Here is a 17,057-nt window from a genome sequence, read left to right on the forward strand (position 1 = left end):
AGATGAAATCATACGTACTTCTCGCTGGCGCATTGCTCGCAAACTCAGTATTCGTAAGTTCTGCCTTTGCTGATCAAATGGTCACCTTGCCTGATGGCAAACAAGTGTTACTCAAAGATGATTTTACTTGGCAATACGTGGCACCGAAGCAAACGGAAGCAGCAGCGACAACATCAGAGATCGCAGTGCCTGTTTCAGCAGCGCCTATTGCAGCAGCCCCTGTCGTAGCCGTACCTGTCGCAACGAACACGCGTGGCACTACGATTGTGGTTAATAGTAAAAAGCCTAGCTTACAGCTCTCTCAGTCAGGAGTGGATGTTGTACTGGGTGCAAGTCGCTATGAAGATGGTGAGCTTATCATTCCGACAGCCATCACCAACCAAGGCACTCAAGCGGTTATTTTGGTATCACTTAACATCAGCGTATTTACTGCAGAAGGTGAGTTGTTGGCAGAAGAAGAAGTTGCAGTGTGGAAATCAATCAAACGAATGGCCGACACATATCTGCGACCAAAGACGGGTGAAGAAGGCAAGCTCATCAAGCTCGACCTAGAACAACACCCTGAATATCAGATTAAAGCTGAGATTAGTGAGGTACTGGCTCGCTAAACCGGAGTCACGTACAAATAAATAGCGAAGAAATGGCAAGCGCAGCCCGCCAAAACAAACAAGTGCCAGATGGCGTGGTTGTAAGGGATGCGTTTGGCCACATAGAAAATAACACCCAACGAGTAGATCACGCCGCCGAGCGCCAATAACACCAAGCCGCCCATCTCAATATTCATCGCCAGTTGATACACCACAATCAACGACAACCAACCCATCGCTAAATAAATGAACAGCGATAGACGCTTAAATCGGTAGACGAAGGCAATCTTCATGATGATACCGACCAGCGCAATTCCCCAGATAACCGCCATCAAGCCCATCGCTAATGGGGTTCTTAAGCCAACCAATAAAAACGGGGTGTAGCTACCTGCGATGAGTAAGTAAATTGCACAGTGATCGAGGGTCTTCAATAAACGCTTGGTTTTTTCTGTAGTGATCGAATGATAAAGCGTGGAAGCAAGAAAGAGCAGGATAATGCTGCTGCCATAGATTGTCATACTGGCAACCGTCAACATGTCGGCTTGGAAATCAAACGCGCGAACCAGGAGCAAGATCAGACCAACCACGCCAAGCACGACGCCCAAGCCATGGGTTATCGCGTTAGCGCGTTCTTCGATGTCGCTGTATTCGCTCGCTGATGATGCAGACATGAGTATCCTACTAGAGTAAATGTTCAATTGACCTAGTATTGCACATTAAGCTTACACGTGTAAGCTTAAATTTTTATGACATCTTTTATGACATTAATGACGCCTAAACTATGTGATGAGGCTAGGCTCTCTAAAGCTAAAGAACCAAAAAGCTGACTAAGAGGCGCTATCTAGATACTCAAGTACCATCTTGCCGGCTTCTTCCGGTGAGGTATCCAATGGCACACTCAATTGACGCTGTAGCTGACCCACTCCCAATAAGCTCGCCAACATGCCTTTGGCACCGTCGCGATTCCGGTCTATCTCAAACCACAACTTAAGCTCAGTTTCATCACGATGGGCAACAACCTCAAGCTCACGCCAACGGCCATGATAAGGACCCGTCGTCGGAACAAACTCGAACTCTTGTACAAATGGCAGTTCAAAGCCTTCTACCGCTTCACATTCCACTTGGCGAATGCGCAGCCCTTGAGCTTCAAGTTCGTTGAAAATACCATCGAGGAGTGCATCAGGGCGCACCGTTAAGATGTCTTTATCCGATGGATCAATCGCCATCGCAATATCGAGCCCGGTTTCTAGCCACACCTTTGAATCACCAATCGTGACTGGTGTATTCAGCGGGACATCAAACTCACATTCAAAATCACGGGTTTCACCCGGCTGAATAACAAAGGCATACGGCAGGCTCCATTTGGCCAACGAGTATGTCTGGTGCATTCGACGTGTTTGACCGCCCTCTTGCCTTTGCGAGTTCATGGTAACTTCTTTGACGTAACGACAGCACAAGTTGAGATCGATGTTGTCGATCTCTTGTGGCTGAGCGCCACCATAGACATGCACAATAATGCTCGCCTTCTTGCCTGGATAAAGCACTTCCTGTTGCAATACCGAATCCACCTTGGCAGATCCAATTCCAAAACTTGCTAACGTTTTCTTTAAGAACGACATATGCACCTCCTTTAAAGCATCATCTTAAGCCTGAAAGAGGTTCAAACTCAAATATACTGCTCACACTATTTTAGCTCTAATATCGTCTATTTATCACTCAGGCGTCGATCGATAACTTAGATAGTGATAATCTAAGCCTTGATATGCATGCATATCATTATCCTGATTTATTCTTCGGATTGGCGAAAGCCAGACGAGTGACGCTTCAAGCAATTGAGGTGGAGCTCATGGTAAATCAGGCCATTAGATTGGCAATGGATATGCCTGACCGTTAGGTAAATTAATGCGCCCAACAGCTGTCAGGTTCTCGCACACCAACCGTAGTGCGATGCGTCGTCGTAGTGGCTTTGTTGCTGCTCCAACGGCTAAGAAATTGGCTCCTACAATGACTCTAGTTGAGAAGACTGCTTTATTAGCACCGACTACAACGAAAGTGATTAAAGCCGCTTAACAAAAAGCGCAGTTTTTACTGCGCTTTTTTCTTGCCCGCTCCCATCTTGAAATGTGTTTACACATTGGTATTCCCTACCCGATTTGATACCTTAGCCACAAATCATTATAAAATTTGTGGAGAAATAAAGTATGAAGTGTCACCGCATTGAAGAACTGCTTGAACTGATGGAGCCTGAGTGGCAGAAAGATCAAGAGCTTAACCTATTAGAGTTCATTATTAAGCTATCAAAAGAAGCGGGCTACCAAGGCAAGCTTGAAGAACTGACTGACGATGTTCTTATCTACCACCTAAAAATGCGCAACAGCGAAAAAGATGAAATGATCCCGGGCCTGAAAAAAGACCAAGAAGATGATTTCAAAACCGCAATTCTAAAAGCACGTGGCCTTCTTTAGTCGCCCGTTTGTTTAGAGCTCAATTACCGTATAGATAAAACACTCAATTTTAAAAAGCGACCACCAGGTCGCTTTTTTGTTTCTGTTCGCTATTTTTTCGTCACAACTGTTATGACTTTTGTTGTTAAAGGTTGATAGCGTTAAAGAAATGAGAACAAGATTGTCGCTATAATCGCCATCCATAAGAATCTTCTAAAATAATAAGAGTGAGTGCGATAACAACAAATGCACCAAGCTCAATTTCAACAGGTTCTCTAAACCATACTTTCAAGTAATGTCGTCATGCCCGACTTAACCGGGCAAACAAGCCACAAAAAGGATAGTCCATGAGTCAGGATAAAATCGATATCAAAGATGTGACTCCTAAAACCTTTAACCCAAAAACACATAAAGGTAATGGAGATCGATTTAACCCAAGTAACCGAATCTATGTTCGAGAAAGCAAAGGTAAATTCCAACAACTGCGTCGCTATGGCGGTTGGTTCTTACTTTTACTTTTTGCGCTTATCCCATGGATTCCATTTGGTGAACGCCAAGCGATCTTGCTCGATATAGGCAGCCAACAGTTCAACTTCTTTGGCACCACCTTATACCCGCAAGATCTGACCCTACTCGCGATCCTATTTATGATTGCCGCGTTTGGCTTATTCTTCATAACCACCTTCTTAGGCCGTGTCTGGTGTGGCTATTTATGCCCGCAAACCGTCTGGACCTTCATGTATATCTGGTTCGAAGAGAAGCTAGAAGGCGCTGCCAACAAGCGAAGAAAACAAGACTCGGGCAAACTGACGAGCAATTTAATCCTCAGAAAAACCCTCAAACACATTGCGTGGTGGGCGATTGCCATTGCGACGGGCTTAACCTTTGTTGGTTACTTCATCCCAATCAAAGAGTTAGTGGTTGGCTTCTTTACCTTTAACTCGTCTTTCTGGCCGGTGTTTTGGGTACTGTTCTTTGCTGGATGTACTTATGCCAATGCAGGTTGGATGCGTTCAATTGTTTGTCTGCACATGTGTCCTTACGCGCGTTTCCAATCGGCAATGTTCGATAAAGACACCTTCATTGTTGGTTACAACACAGAACGTGGTGAGAGCCGTGGCCCTCGCTCTCGTAAAGCCGATCCAAAAGAGCTTGGTCTAGGCGACTGTATTGACTGTAACCTGTGTGTTCAAGTGTGCCCAACGGGGATTGATATCCGTGATGGCCTACAATACGAGTGTATTAACTGCGGCGCGTGTATTGATGCCTGTGACAACACCATGGAGCGTATGGGCTACGAGAAAGGCCTGATTAACTACACCACCGAGCACAGACTTGAAGGTCACTCGACCAAGGTAATGCGTCCTAAGCTATTGGGCTATGGCGCCATCTTGATCGTGATGTTGGGCTTGTTCTTCGCCCAAATCGCGAGCGTTGACCCTGCCGGCCTAAGTGTTCTACGCGATAGAAACCAGCTGTTCAGAGTCAATAACCAAGGGTTGGTTGAAAACACCTACACCTTGAAAGTGATCAACAAGACTCAACAAGAGCAAGAGTACAAACTCGATGTTAGCGGACTGCCCGATTCTATCTGGTACGGCAAACAGACGATTACTGTCGATCCAGGCGAGGTTTTGAACCTACCTATCAGTTTAGGCGCCGACCCAGAAAAACTGAGCTCACCAGTTTCGACAATTCAGTTTATACTCTCGGATAATGAAGAGTTTACGATGGAAGTCGAAAGCCGCTTTATCAAGAAGCTCTGATACCCGCACCTTAGTGCTTGGTATAACAACCCAATAAATGGAAAAAGGCTCAGTAATGAGCCTTTTTTATTCTATGACGATGCAAGCCTTTAACTTTGATAACCTGACTCCTGACTTCATGTGGTACGCACTGGAGAGCATCGGGGTTCGCGCTGAATCCGGGCTTCTCGCTCTCAACAGTTACGAAAACCGTGTCTATCAGTTCACCGATGAAGACCGTAAGCGCTACGTCGTTAAGTTTTATCGTCCGCAACGCTGGAACAAAGCACAGATCCAAGAAGAGCATGACTTCGCACTCGATCTTATCGAACAAGAGATGCCGGTTGCGCCTCCAATGCGAATCAACGGTGCAACCTTACATGAATACCAAGGCTACCTATTTGCACTATTTGAAAGTGTTGGCGGCAGACAGTATGAGGTGGATAACCTAGACCAATTGGAAGGCGTAGGGCGTTTTCTTGGACGTATTCACAAAGCCAGCGCAGGAAGGACATTCCAACATCGCCCGACCATCAGCTTAGATGAATACCTTTATCAGCCACGTAAGATTCTAGAGAACTCTCAGTTTATCCCGACGCACCTAGAAAATGCCTTCTTCAATGACGTTGACCTTCTGATCAAAGAGCTAGAGAGCCAGTGGCCGAGCAACATTGAAAATATCCGCCTGCATGGTGACTGCCACCCTGGCAATATCTTGTGGCGCGATGGGCCAATGTTCGTCGACCTTGATGACGCACGAAACGGCCCTGCGATACAAGATCTGTGGATGCTGCTTAATGGCGAACGCCAAGATAAACTGATGCAACTGGATATTTTGCTCGAGAGTTACCAAGAATTTTGCGATTTTAATACCGCACAACTGAAACTAATCGAACCACTACGCGGTCTACGTATGGTGCATTACATGGCATGGTTGGCGAAACGATGGCACGATCCTGCGTTTCCTCTGGCCTTCCCGTGGTTTAATGATCCGAAATATTGGGAGCAACAAGTACTTGCTTGTAAAGAGCAAATTGCTACCCTGCAAGAGCCACCACTTTCGTTAATGCCTCAGTGGTAACAGCAATCGCAACATACAACTAGATAAAAATTCAAACATAATGGAGATTGGATAAATGAAAAAGCTATTCGCATTTTTCTCATTGATCATGTTGAGCCTTTCAGCTCACGCTGCGAAATTTAACGAAGGTGAACACTACAAAGTTCTCGACCTAGAAGCATCAAAAAAACCAATGGTGACAGAGTTCTTCTCTTTTTACTGCCCACACTGTAATAGCTTTGAGCCAATCATCCAGCAGCTAAAACAACAGCTACCTAAAGACGCTAAGCTACAGAAGAACCATGTTTCATTCATGGGTGGCAACATGGGTCTGCCAATGAGCAAAGCTTACGCGACTATGATTGCACTGAAAGTTGAAGATAAAATGGTGCCAGTGATGTTTAACCGCATCCACACCATGAACAAGCCACCACGTGATGAAGAAGAACTGCGTCAAATCTTCTTAGACGAAGGCGTTGATGCGAAGAAATTCGATGCTGCATACAACGGCTTTGCTGTAGATTCTATGGTTCGTCGCTTCGACAAAGCATTCAAAGACAGCGGCCTTTCAGGTGTACCCGCTGTTGTGGTTAACAACCGCTACCTAGTAGAAGCTCAAGGTATCAACTCTCTTGATGAGTACTTCGAGCTCGTGAACTTCTTATTAAAGAAGTAAGCCATTGATGAAAGGAAGCTTCGGCTTCCTTTTTTTTTGCTAGTTCAAAAATCATTATTGATAAATAATCAGCCAGAAAACGCAGTGCTTTGCTGATATTAATAACCCGTCCTAAGAATCGGTGGGCAAGGAGCCCTTAAATGAAAATAAAAATAACTCTCTTGGCATTGAGCGTTGCGGCTTCTCCTGCTTTTGCCAAGCTTGCAGACCAACAAGGTTTCAGTGGTGAAATCTCTATAAATACCGGGGTTGCCTCTTCCACCTCGAACTTTAATACCGATGCTGATAGCAATCTTTCATCCACAGATCAGAAGGCTTCTTCAGAAAGCTCGTTTCTTGTCGCCCCTTTAGGCAGCGTTGCTTATACCTTCGGTGAAAAGCTAAACCATCAGGTTTACACGGGTACCGCTCGTGATGACATAGCAACGGGTACTGTTGTGCTAGAGGTTGGTTATAAATACCAGCTTGAGTCAGGCATGGTGATCGACGCTTCACTGCTGCCGACCATTATGTCAGGTGATACCTGGGCTGATCCGTACAACACCACATCAGCTCGCACAAAGACCGATGAGACTGGCAATGCCTTTCGTTTGAAGTTAAGCAGCATTGCGGGCTCAGCTTTCTCGCTAGACATGGCTTACGCAACCAAAGATGTTGAGCAAGATGATGTGCCCGATGAACTAAAGCGTGATGCGGATACCTTCTACCTTAAAGGCCAGTATCGACAGCCTCTGAGTCGTACCATGATGCTTATTCCATCTATCATTTACCAAACACGTGATGCAGATGGTAAAGCTGAGTCTTACGACCAAATTGGTGCAGAAGTGAGCCTATTCGGCACCGTAGGTCGTCACCAATATGCTCTAACCGCTGGTTACAACCAACGAGATTACGATGCGGGTAGCTCTTTGTTCAACAATACGAAACGTAGCGACGACAACATCAATCTATTCGCCGCCTATGAATATGATCAATTCATGGATTGGGAAAACTGGTCGTTTATTTCACTGGCGGGCTACGGCACCAGCGACTCGAACATTACCTTCTACGACGAATCGCAATATATCGTTTCAGTTGGCTTGAACTACAAGTTCTAACCTTAGCGAGTATGAACTGCAATCCAACGAAAGCCTGCATCTAAGCAGGCTTTTTTCTGCTTGCTAGACAGCTTGAGCCATGAGTTGTTTCAGCAAGCGATCCATCGCGCGATAGCCTAGCGCTTCCGATAGATGCTTCTTTTCGATCTGCTCGTTACCGTCAAGGTCGGCAATGGTTCGTGCCACCTTAATGATTCGATGATAAGCACGAATCGATAAACCTAATCGGTGCAACGCCGTTTCCAGAAACTCCGCATCCTCACGCCTCAATGGGCAATACTTCTCAATTTCTCGGCTACCTAACAGTGCATTCGATTTATGGTTGCGAGATAGCATCAACTCTCGAGCCTGTTTGACCCTTTGCCTAACTACTTGAGTCGTTTCACCGCGGTCGCCACCTTCGGCTAACATTCCTTTTGGCAACAGAGGGATCTCTAACGACATATCGAATCGATCCAGCAAAGGGCCAGATAAGCGATTAAGGTAACGCAGGATGATCTGTGGGTTGGCGCGCGCCTGATTACCTTCGTAATAACCAGTTGGACTTGGATTGAGTGCACCCACTAACTGGAAACGAGCAGGGAAACGAGTTTTGCCCGCAACACGGGAGATAATGATCTCACCAGACTCTAGTGGCTCTCGCAATGAATCAAGCACCTTGCGCTCAAACTCCGGCATTTCATCCAAGAACAATAAGCCGTTATGCGCCAAAGAGATCTCTCCGGGGCGAGGCACCGAGCCTCCACCGACCAATGCCGCCATCGAACTGGAATGGTGAGGAGACCGAAAAGGTCGTTGTTTCCAGTTGTATTGATTGATCTCTTGTTGCGTTAACGAGGCCACCGACGCGGTTTCCATCGCCTCGTCATCACTCATTTCAGGTAACAGGTCACGCAGTCGAGAAGCGAGCATAGTCTTGCCTGTTCCGGGCGGGCCAAGGAACAGTAAGTTGTGATTCCCAGCAGCGGCTATCTCCAGAGCTCGCTTGCCTTGTTGTTGGCCGATAATATCTTGTAGGTCGCGAAGCTCTGAAACATCAGTCTGATGATGTTCTGTTCTATATAGGCCAAGCTGAGCCTGTCCACACATGTCAGCGCAAACCTCCAACAAGGTTTGTGCTGATTTATGCGCTCCCTTGCCCACCAGCGCAGCCTGATCACCGTTATGATGTGGGACAACTAAACATCGCTCGACACTATCGGCGGCTAACGTCGCTGGCAACACGCCCTTTACTGAGCGTAATTCTCCTGACAACGCCAACTCACCGATGAATTCATGCTGAGCTATTTTTGATGTCGGAAGCTGATCCGATGCCACTAAAATTCCAAGCGCGATTGGCAGGTCGAAACGGCCCCCTTCTTTGGGCAAATCGGCAGGGGCGAGGTTGACCGTGATTCTTTTTGATGGAAACTCAAAGCGAGAATTGATGATGGCACTTCTCACTCGATCTTTAGATTCCTTGACCGTTGTTTCAGGCAGACCCACCAGCGTAAAGCCAGGCATTCCGTTGCTTATATGGACCTCAACGGTCACTTCTGGCGCCTCTACACCCACACTAGCTCGGCTATGAATTATCGCGAGTCCCATAACTTTCCTTTGTCTTTGATTTAAAAGTATTCGCTCTGGATATTCGTTGCTCACCAAAGCTATAAGGTTGTTATATAGCTTGGTGGAATGGTGTTTTAATGTGAAAAAAGAATGACATTTTCCTTGTCATGCGGCAGATTTGTGTGATAACACTAGAGATGTAGACATTTACTGAAGACAATAAACGAGAAAACTCGAATATTATGATTTTTAACGCTCGCATTTACGCACTGATTAACCTGATTATCGTAGTCATTATTAAGACTGCGCGGGGGCGAGTGGGAAGAAAGTAACCACGAATTAGAAAAAACCCCCGCACTGACAAGTCCGGGGGTTTTTTCTAATTTAAACATTCGATTTTTATATTTTTGAGCATTTTCGGCTTTGCCGATTTACAGGAAGAATGGGAGCACAAGATGTGCAGAGACAAAGGAAACAGTTACCAAAATAAAGGTAATACGGGAGAATTCCGATGAAAGGCGCAGAACTAGTCGTATCCGCACTCAAGCAACAAGGAATTGAGACCGTATTTGGTTACCCAGGTGGTGCCATCATGCCAATCTACGATGCACTCTATGACGGCGGGGTTGAACATATCCTATGTCGTCATGAGCAAGGCGCTGCTATGGCCGCGATCGGCATGGCTCGTGCAACACAAGATGTCGCTGTTTGCATGGCAACGTCTGGCCCAGGTGCTACCAACCTAGTCACTGGCCTTGCTGATGCCTTTATGGACTCTATCCCAATGGTTGCAATCACAGGTCAGGTTGCAAGTTCCCACATTGGTACCGATGCATTCCAAGAAATGGATGTGATTGGTATGTCTCTGTCATGTACTAAACACAGCTACCTAGTAACTGATATTGAAGATCTTGCTCCAACCCTCGCAGAAGCGTTTGTGGTAGCAAAGTCTGGCCGCCCTGGCCCGGTTATCGTCGATATCGCTAAAGATGTTCAACTAGCAGAAGCACCTGTTAACGCTCTTCCTGAATTTACTCCACCTGCAATTCCTGTTGCGACAACTGATGCCATTGAACAGGCACAGTACTTTTTGTCTCAAGCAACCCGTCCTGTTTTATACGTAGGTGGTGGTGTTCAACTTGCTAAAGCAACCGATGCGGTTCGTGAGTTTTTACGCCTTAACCCAATGCCAGCAGTAAGCACACTGAAAGGCTTGGGCACTATCGAACGTGATGACCCACACTACCTTGGTATGCTGGGTATGCACGGCACCAAAGCTGCTAACCTTGTGGTTCAAGAGAGTGACCTACTGATTGTTGTTGGTGCTCGTTTTGATGACCGAGTAACAGGCAAACTCGATACCTTTGCACCGCATGCTAAGGTTATCCATATCGATATCGATGCCGCTGAGTTCAGCAAACTGCGTCTTGCCAATGCGCCAATTCGCGGTGACATCAACAAGATCATGCCTCAACTAGAGCTAAGCCAAGACATCTCCTCTTGGGTTCACCACTCTGAAGGCCTTCGTAGCTCATTCAAATGGCGTTACGACCACCCTGGCGATCTGATCTTTGCTCCACTGTTGTTGAAGCAACTATCAGACATGATGCCAGCAAGCTCTATCGTTTCGACCGATGTGGGCCAACACCAAATGTGGGCAGCTCAGCACATTCAGCCGCGCGATCCACAGAACTTCATTACCTCTGCCGGTTTAGGCACCATGGGCTTTGGCTTGCCAGCTGCAATGGGTGCATCGGTTGGGCGTCCTGATGACCAATCTATACTTATCTCTGGTGACGGCTCGTTCATGATGAACATTCAAGAGCTTGGTACATTGAAGCGTCGTCAGATCCCAGTGAAGATGGTACTGCTTAATAACTCTCGTTTGGGCATGGTTCGCCAATGGCAATCGCTGTTCTTTGATGGCCGCCACAGTGAAACTATCTTGGATGACAACCCAGATTTCGTGATGCTCGCGAAAGCGTTCGATATCCCGGGCAAAACCATCACTCGTAAAGAAGAAGTAGAACCAGCATTGAAAGAGATGCTAGAGAGCAAAACCGCTTACCTACTTCATGTTCTTATCGATGAAGAAGAAAACGTATGGCCACTAGTACCGCCAGGTGCTTCAAACAGTGAGATGTTGGAGAACACATAACATGAAAAGATACCTATTAGACATCAAAGCCGATGATAAGCCTGTACTACTAGAGCGTGTTCTTCGTGTTATCCGCCACCGTGGCTTCATTGTTAAGCAAGTTGCGGGCACTCAAAACCACGAAAGCAAAGTGGCGAGTGTTGAGATCATCGTAGACAGTGACCGTCCGATCTCTTTCTTGGTAAACCAAATCGAAAAGCTGTGGGATGTGCGTACCGTTGACGTTATCTCGATCAGCCGTAATGAACTGCCAAACAACAACTTACAACAAAAGATAAACGCATAAGGAACCGCAAACATGACAGCTAAAACAGCAGACTATATTTGGTTTAACGGTGAGATGGTTCCTTGGGCAGAGGCGAACGTTCACGTCCTGACTCACGCAATGCACTACGGTACTTCTGTGTTTGAAGGTGTTCGTTGCTACAACACACCAAAGGGGCCGGTTATCTTCCGTCACCCTGAACATGCTAAGCGCCTAAAAGATTCAGCAAAAATCTACCGCTTCCCTATTCCTTACACTGAGGAAGAAATTATGGAAGCGACTCGCGAAACGCTACGCCAAAATAAGCTAGAGTCAGCGTACATCCGCCCTCTAGGTTTCGTAGGTAACGTTGGTTTGGGTGTCTGCCCACCAGAAAACACAGAGATGGAGCTGATCATCGCTGCTTTCCCTTGGGGTTCTTACCTAGGCGAAGAAGCGCTAGAAAATGGCGTTGATGCGATGATTTCTAGCTGGAACCGTGCTGCGCCAAACACGATCCCAACCGCAGCAAAAGCCGGTGGTAACTACCTATCTTCACTGTTAGTTGGTGGTGAAGCTCGTCGTCATGGTTACGATGAAGGCATCGCTCTGAGTGTTGATGGTTACCTTTCTGAAGGGGCTGGTGAGAATATCTTTGTGGTACGTAACGGCGTGCTATCAACGCCACCAGCGACCAGCGCAATTCTGCCGGGTATCACTCGTGATTCGATCATGACACTAGCAAAAGACATGGGTTATGAGATCCGTGAAGAGAACATTGCTCGTGAAGCGCTATACCTTGCCGATGAAGTCTTCATGACAGGCACAGCTGCCGAGATCGTTCCGGTTCGCAGCGTAGACAAAATTACAGTAGGTGAAGGCAAACGCGGCCCTATCACTGAAAAAGTTCAAGCGGCTTACTTTGGTCTATTCAATGGAACCACTGAAGATAAGTGGGGCTGGTTAGATTATGTTTACCCAGCAGACCAAACTTCAGAAAACCAAACGCAAACAGCTAAGTAAGCAACAGCCAAATATTTTATAAGGATTTAAGCAATGCCAATCTATCGTTCAGCAACGACTACCCACGGACGCAACATGGCTGGTGCGCGCGCTTTATGGCGTGCAACTGGCGTTAAAGATGATGACTTCGGTAAGCCAATCATCGCAGTTGTAAACTCGTTCACTCAATTTGTACCAGGCCACGTTCACCTTAAAGACATGGGTCAACTGGTTGCGGGTGAAATCGAGAAAGCGGGCGGTATCGCTAAAGAGTTCAACACCATCGCAGTTGATGATGGTATCGCAATGGGTCACGGCGGCATGCTGTACTCACTGCCATCACGTGAGCTTATCGCAGATTCAGTAGAATACATGGTCAATGCGCACTGTGCAGATGCGATGGTGTGTATCTCTAACTGTGACAAAATCACTCCGGGAATGATGATGGCAGCAATGCGTCTTAACATCCCAGTGATCTTTGTGTCTGGTGGCCCAATGGAAGCGGGTAAAACCAAACTTTCAGATCAAATCATCAAGCTAGACCTTGTTGACGCGATGATTCAGGGTGCCGATCCAACCATTTCTGATGAGCAAAGTGAGCAAGTGGAGCGTTCTGCATGTCCAACATGTGGTTCATGTTCAGGTATGTTCACAGCGAACTCAATGAACTGTCTAACAGAAGCGCTTGGCCTATCTCAGCCAGGTAACGGTTCTATGCTAGCAACGCACGCAGACCGTGAAGAGCTGTTCATCAATGCCGGTAAACGTATCGTTGACCTAACTAAGCGTTACTACGAGCAAGATGACGAATCAGCACTGCCACGCAACATCGCTAACCGCGCAGCCTTTGATAATGCAATGGCGCTAGATATCGCGATGGGCGGTTCAAGTAACACAGTACTTCACCTTTTAGCGGCAGCTCAAGAAGGTGAGATTGATTTTGATATGGGTGATATCGACGAGATGTCTCGCCGCGTCCCACACTTATGTAAGGTTGCGCCTTCAACGCCTAAATACCACATGGAAGATGTTCACCGTGCTGGTGGTGTAATGGCTATCCTAGGTGAGCTTGATCGTGCAGGTCTATTGAACAACCAAACTCGCACCGTTCTTGGTCTAAGCATGCAAGAGCAACTTGCTCAATATGACATCATGCAGACAGAAGACGAAGCCGTGCTTAAGTTCTTCCGCGCAGGCCCTGCTGGTATCCGTACTACCAAAGCTTTCTCACAAGATTGTCGTTGGGATCGCCTTGATGATGACCGCGTCGATGGTTGTATTCGTACCAAAGAGAACGCATTCAGCCAAGAAGGTGGCCTAGCGGTACTTTCAGGTAACATCGCCGTTGATGGTTGTATCGTTAAGACCGCGGGTGTTGATGAAGAAAACCTTAAGTTCCAAGGCCCTGCAATCGTATTCGAAAGCCAAGACACAGCAGTAGACGGTATCTTAGCGGGTAAAGTAAAAGCAGGCGAAGTGGTTGTTATCCGTTACGAAGGTCCTAAAGGTGGTCCGGGCATGCAAGAAATGCTCTACCCAACCACTTACCTAAAATCTATGGGTCTAGGTAAGTCTTGTGCTCTTCTAACTGACGGACGTTTCTCTGGTGGTACATCAGGTCTGTCTATCGGCCACGCTTCTCCAGAAGCAGCAAGTGGCGGTGTGATTGGTCTAGTGAACACGGGCGATATTATCACTATCGACATCCCTAGCCGCTCAATCACACTTGATGTGCCTGAAGCAGAGCTTGAAGCACGTCGTGTTAAGCAAGATGCACTAGGCTGGAAACCAGAAAACCGTCAGCGTGAAGTGTCTTTTGCACTGAAGGCTTACGCAAGCATGGCGACCAGTGCCGACAAAGGCGCAGTACGTGATAAGTCTAAACTTGAGGGCTAACTATGAGTGATGACACCTCCAGTCCCCAGAAACAAACTGGCGCAGATTACCTGCGTCAGATCCTGAGAGCGCCGGTTTACGAAGCGGCAATCGTGACACCTCTACAGGATATGCCGCGTTTAAGCGCGCGTATTGGTAATCAGGTTCAGCTTAAGCGAGAAGACCGTCAGCCGGTGCACTCGTTCAAGCTACGCGGCGCCTACAACATGGTATCAAGCCTTTCTGAGCAGCAAAAAGCCGCGGGTGTGATTGCTGCATCGGCGGGTAATCATGCTCAAGGTATGGCGCTGTCTGGTTCTAAGTTGGGTATCCAAACTACGATTGTGATGCCAAAAACCACGCCAGACATAAAAGTTGATGCGGTACGTGGATTTGGCGGTAACGTTGTTTTGCACGGCAGCAACTTTGATGAAGCCAAGGCAGAGGCCGAGCGTCTTTCTGCTGAACATGGCTTTACCTTTGTGCCTCCTTTCGATCACCCACTGGTGATTGCAGGGCAAGGTACGATGGGTATGGAGATGCTGCAGCAGAATGGTCACATGGATTACATCTTTGTGCCGGTTGGCGGTGGTGGCTTGGCTGCTGGTGTAGCTGTGCTAGTTAAGCAACTGATGCCAGAGATTAAAGTCATTGCAGTAGAACCTGAAGATTCGTCTTGCTTAAAAGCGGCTCTCGATGCTGGTGAACCTGTGGTACTGGATCAGGTCAGCATGTTTGCTGATGGTGTTGCGGTTAAACGCATTGGCGAAGAGACATTCCGCCTTTGCCAGCAATACATTGACGGTCACGTTGCAGTCTCTAGTGATGAGATCTGCTCTGCGGTGAAAGATATCTTTGAAGACACTCGTGCGATTGCTGAACCTTCAGGAGCGCTTGCTCTGGCTGGCTTGAAGAAATTTGCTGAGCAGAACCAACTGCAAGACAAGCAATTGGCAACGGTACTGTCTGGTGCTAACACCAACTTCCACGGTCTACGTTATGTCTCCGAACGTTGTGAGCTGGGTGAGAAGCGAGAAGGTCTACTTGCGGTCACGATTCCAGAGCGACAAGGGGCATTCCTAGAGTTCTGTAATATCATTGGTGGTCGAGCGGTGACTGAGTTTAACTACCGCCACAACGACGAAAGCCTCGCGAATATCTTCGTTGGTGTACGTCTACAAGGTGGCCAAGAAGAACTCGAACACATCATCAACGACCTACGCGAGGGCGGCTACCCAGTTGTCGACCTGTCTGATGACGAGATGGCAAAACTGCACATTCGCTACATGATTGGCGGTAAACCATCGAAACCTCTGAAAGAACGTCTATACAGCTTTGAGTTCCCAGAATACCCAGGTGCATTGATTAAATTCCTTGATACCTTAGGTACCCACTGGAATATCAGCCTGTTCAATTATCGTAACCACGGTGCCGACTACGGTCGTGTATTGTGTGGCTTTGAGCTTGATGATGATGATTTGGCTCAGTTCTCGACACATCTACGAGAGCTTGGCTATCAGTGTAAAGATGAAACCGATAACCCTTCCTACAAGTTCTTCTTGTCTTAAGAGTTAACGACCGGATCAAAAAAGAGCGAGTATTTACTCGCTCTTTTTATTGGTGCTGATTCAGCTTAAGCTTGAAAAGGATCTTCTTGTAAACAGATCATTAGATCGCCTTGCGATGATCCAACCAATCTTGGTGAAGTTGCTCACTCGATCCTAAGTACTTCACCATCCATTCGATCAGTTTATGGTTATCGTCTTTTCGCCACACCAAACAACAATGACTCTGCGGGCTCGGTTCCGGCAGTATTTTCTCCACCAGCAGGCCTTGTTCGATAATAGGCGCGGCAATGTGCCTCGGCATATAACCCACCCCGACTCCATTTTTAAGGCACTCTATGGCGCTATACCAATTAGGTAACAACAGGCGTCTTTGACTTGAGTAGTGGCCTGTGTGTCGCTTAGGAAGCACGCTGGAGGTATCATCCAAACAGATCGCGGGATATTGACTGACAAAGGCTTCATTGAGGTTTTGCTCTCGCACGCACGGGTGGCTTGGCGACATCACAAACGCCCAATCTAGGCGTCCCATATCTTTAACCTCAAAGTCGCCACCGACCGGTATCGCTGAGGTTGCGCCAATCACAATATCCGCCCGGCCCTGTGCAATCGCCTCCCAAGAGCCATTAAACACCTCCATGTTGATCTGAAGCTCTGCAAACTCAAAGGTTTGGTAGAACTCTTCAATCATCGGCTTCATCTTGTCGAGCTTAACCACGTTATCGAGCGTTAGGCGCAAGGTTTTCTTCCAGCCACGCGCCGCTCGGCGAGTCTGGGCACTGACTTCTTCCATCTGCCTCAGTAACGCACGTGCCTCTTCAATGAACAATTCACCTGCCGGTGTCAGCTCTACTTTTCTTGGTAAACGTCTGAAGAGTAGAACATCCAGTTCTTGCTCAACCTGTCTAACACCGTAGCTGATCGCCGATGGTACTTTGTGCAATTGTTCTGCCGCCGCAGTAAAACTGCCTAAGCGAGCTACCGTATCGAGCATTTCTAAAGAGGATTTAGAGAACATAAGCCTTCAAATTTTTTGATTGATAACCACATATTTTA

Annotated in this window: 16 protein-coding genes; 12 read left to right on the forward strand and 4 right to left on the reverse strand. The window is 47.2% G+C overall.

All coding sequences use genetic code 11. The features are described from left to right. Positions 1 to 2: 2 nt before the first annotated feature. Positions 3 to 608 (forward strand): DUF3157 family protein, encoded by a 606-nt coding sequence (locus OCV20_RS16500; protein WP_048611212.1) that lies wholly within the window; start codon positions 3 to 5, stop codon positions 606 to 608. Here OCV20_RS16500 and trhA read toward each other — a convergent pair. Further along, a complete protein-coding gene (gene trhA, locus OCV20_RS16505; RefSeq protein WP_048611214.1) occupies positions 605 to 1,258 on the reverse strand; it encodes a PAQR family membrane homeostasis protein TrhA in 654 nt (217 codons plus the stop codon). The genes OCV20_RS16500 and trhA overlap by 4 nt on opposite strands. Before the next feature lie 156 nt (positions 1,259 to 1,414). After that, on the reverse strand, positions 1,415 to 2,206 hold the full coding sequence (locus OCV20_RS16510; RefSeq protein ID WP_048610874.1) for a sporulation protein: 792 nt from the start codon (positions 2,204 to 2,206) through the stop codon (positions 1,415 to 1,417). 283 nt (positions 2,207 to 2,489) lie between these two features. On the opposite strand from OCV20_RS16510, the gene OCV20_RS16515 reads away from it, so the two are divergent. The 6 genes from OCV20_RS16515 (at position 2,490) to OCV20_RS16540 (ending at position 7,609) form a co-directional block, all read left to right on the forward strand. Beyond that, positions 2,490 to 2,657 carry a hypothetical protein gene (locus OCV20_RS16515; RefSeq protein ID WP_004739323.1) on the forward strand — a complete coding sequence of 56 codons (168 nt, stop codon included), beginning with the start codon at positions 2,490 to 2,492 and terminating at the stop codon, positions 2,655 to 2,657. 131 nt (positions 2,658 to 2,788) lie between these two features. Further along, entirely contained in the window at positions 2,789 to 3,052 is a 264-nt protein-coding gene (locus OCV20_RS16520; protein ID WP_009848104.1) for a YihD family protein, read from the forward strand. A gap of 326 nt (positions 3,053 to 3,378) precedes the next feature. Further along, positions 3,379 to 4,797, forward strand: coding sequence for a cytochrome c oxidase accessory protein CcoG (ccoG, locus tag OCV20_RS16525; RefSeq protein ID WP_065584151.1), 1,419 nt, complete (start codon positions 3,379 to 3,381; stop codon positions 4,795 to 4,797). A 73-nt stretch (positions 4,798 to 4,870) separates the two neighbouring features. Beyond that, a complete protein-coding gene (locus OCV20_RS16530; RefSeq protein ID WP_086775442.1) occupies positions 4,871 to 5,857 on the forward strand; it encodes a serine/threonine protein kinase in 987 nt (328 codons plus the stop codon). A gap of 55 nt (positions 5,858 to 5,912) precedes the next feature. Beyond that, positions 5,913 to 6,512: a thiol:disulfide interchange protein DsbA/DsbL gene (locus OCV20_RS16535; protein ID WP_048610871.1), complete on the forward strand. Its 600-nt coding sequence runs from the start codon at positions 5,913 to 5,915 to the stop codon at positions 6,510 to 6,512. A gap of 140 nt (positions 6,513 to 6,652) precedes the next feature. Next, positions 6,653 to 7,609 carry a DUF2860 domain-containing protein gene (locus tag OCV20_RS16540; RefSeq protein ID WP_086775441.1) on the forward strand — a complete coding sequence of 319 codons (957 nt, stop codon included), beginning with the start codon at positions 6,653 to 6,655 and terminating at the stop codon, positions 7,607 to 7,609. Between the two features lie 63 nt (positions 7,610 to 7,672). Here OCV20_RS16540 and OCV20_RS16545 read toward each other — a convergent pair whose 3' ends face one another. Further along, entirely contained in the window at positions 7,673 to 9,196 is a 1,524-nt protein-coding gene (locus OCV20_RS16545; RefSeq protein WP_086775440.1) for a YifB family Mg chelatase-like AAA ATPase, read from the reverse strand. A gap of 472 nt (positions 9,197 to 9,668) precedes the next feature. On the opposite strand from OCV20_RS16545, the gene ilvG reads away from it, so the two are divergent. The 5 genes from ilvG to ilvA are packed head-to-tail and all read left to right on the forward strand — an operon-like array spanning position 9,669 to position 16,004. Continuing rightward, positions 9,669 to 11,315 carry an acetolactate synthase 2 catalytic subunit gene (gene ilvG, locus OCV20_RS16550; protein ID WP_050633566.1) on the forward strand — a complete coding sequence of 549 codons (1,647 nt, stop codon included), beginning with the start codon at positions 9,669 to 9,671 and terminating at the stop codon, positions 11,313 to 11,315. Between the two features lies 1 nt (position 11,316). Continuing rightward, on the forward strand, positions 11,317 to 11,601 hold the full coding sequence (ilvM, locus tag OCV20_RS16555) for an acetolactate synthase 2 small subunit (protein ID WP_017055442.1): 285 nt from the start codon (positions 11,317 to 11,319) through the stop codon (positions 11,599 to 11,601). A 12-nt stretch (positions 11,602 to 11,613) separates the two neighbouring features. Next, a complete protein-coding gene (locus tag OCV20_RS16560) occupies positions 11,614 to 12,582 on the forward strand; it encodes a branched-chain amino acid transaminase (RefSeq protein ID WP_050622187.1) in 969 nt (322 codons plus the stop codon). A 33-nt stretch (positions 12,583 to 12,615) separates the two neighbouring features. Further along, on the forward strand, positions 12,616 to 14,457 hold the full coding sequence (gene ilvD, locus OCV20_RS16565; protein WP_048610861.1) for a dihydroxy-acid dehydratase: 1,842 nt from the start codon (positions 12,616 to 12,618) through the stop codon (positions 14,455 to 14,457). 2 nt (positions 14,458 to 14,459) lie between these two features. Further along, complete coding sequence (gene ilvA, locus OCV20_RS16570; protein WP_050622186.1) at positions 14,460 to 16,004, forward strand: threonine ammonia-lyase, biosynthetic; 1,545 nt, start codon at positions 14,460 to 14,462, stop codon at positions 16,002 to 16,004. A gap of 100 nt (positions 16,005 to 16,104) precedes the next feature. Here ilvA and punR read toward each other — a convergent pair whose 3' ends face one another. Continuing rightward, positions 16,105 to 17,019: a DNA-binding transcriptional activator PunR gene (punR, locus tag OCV20_RS16575; protein ID WP_086775439.1), complete on the reverse strand. Its 915-nt coding sequence runs from the start codon at positions 17,017 to 17,019 to the stop codon at positions 16,105 to 16,107. Between the last annotated feature and the right edge of the window lie 38 nt (positions 17,020 to 17,057).

Source organism: Vibrio coralliirubri (genome assembly GCF_024347375.1).
Taxonomy (GTDB): domain Bacteria; phylum Pseudomonadota; class Gammaproteobacteria; order Enterobacterales; family Vibrionaceae; genus Vibrio; species Vibrio coralliirubri.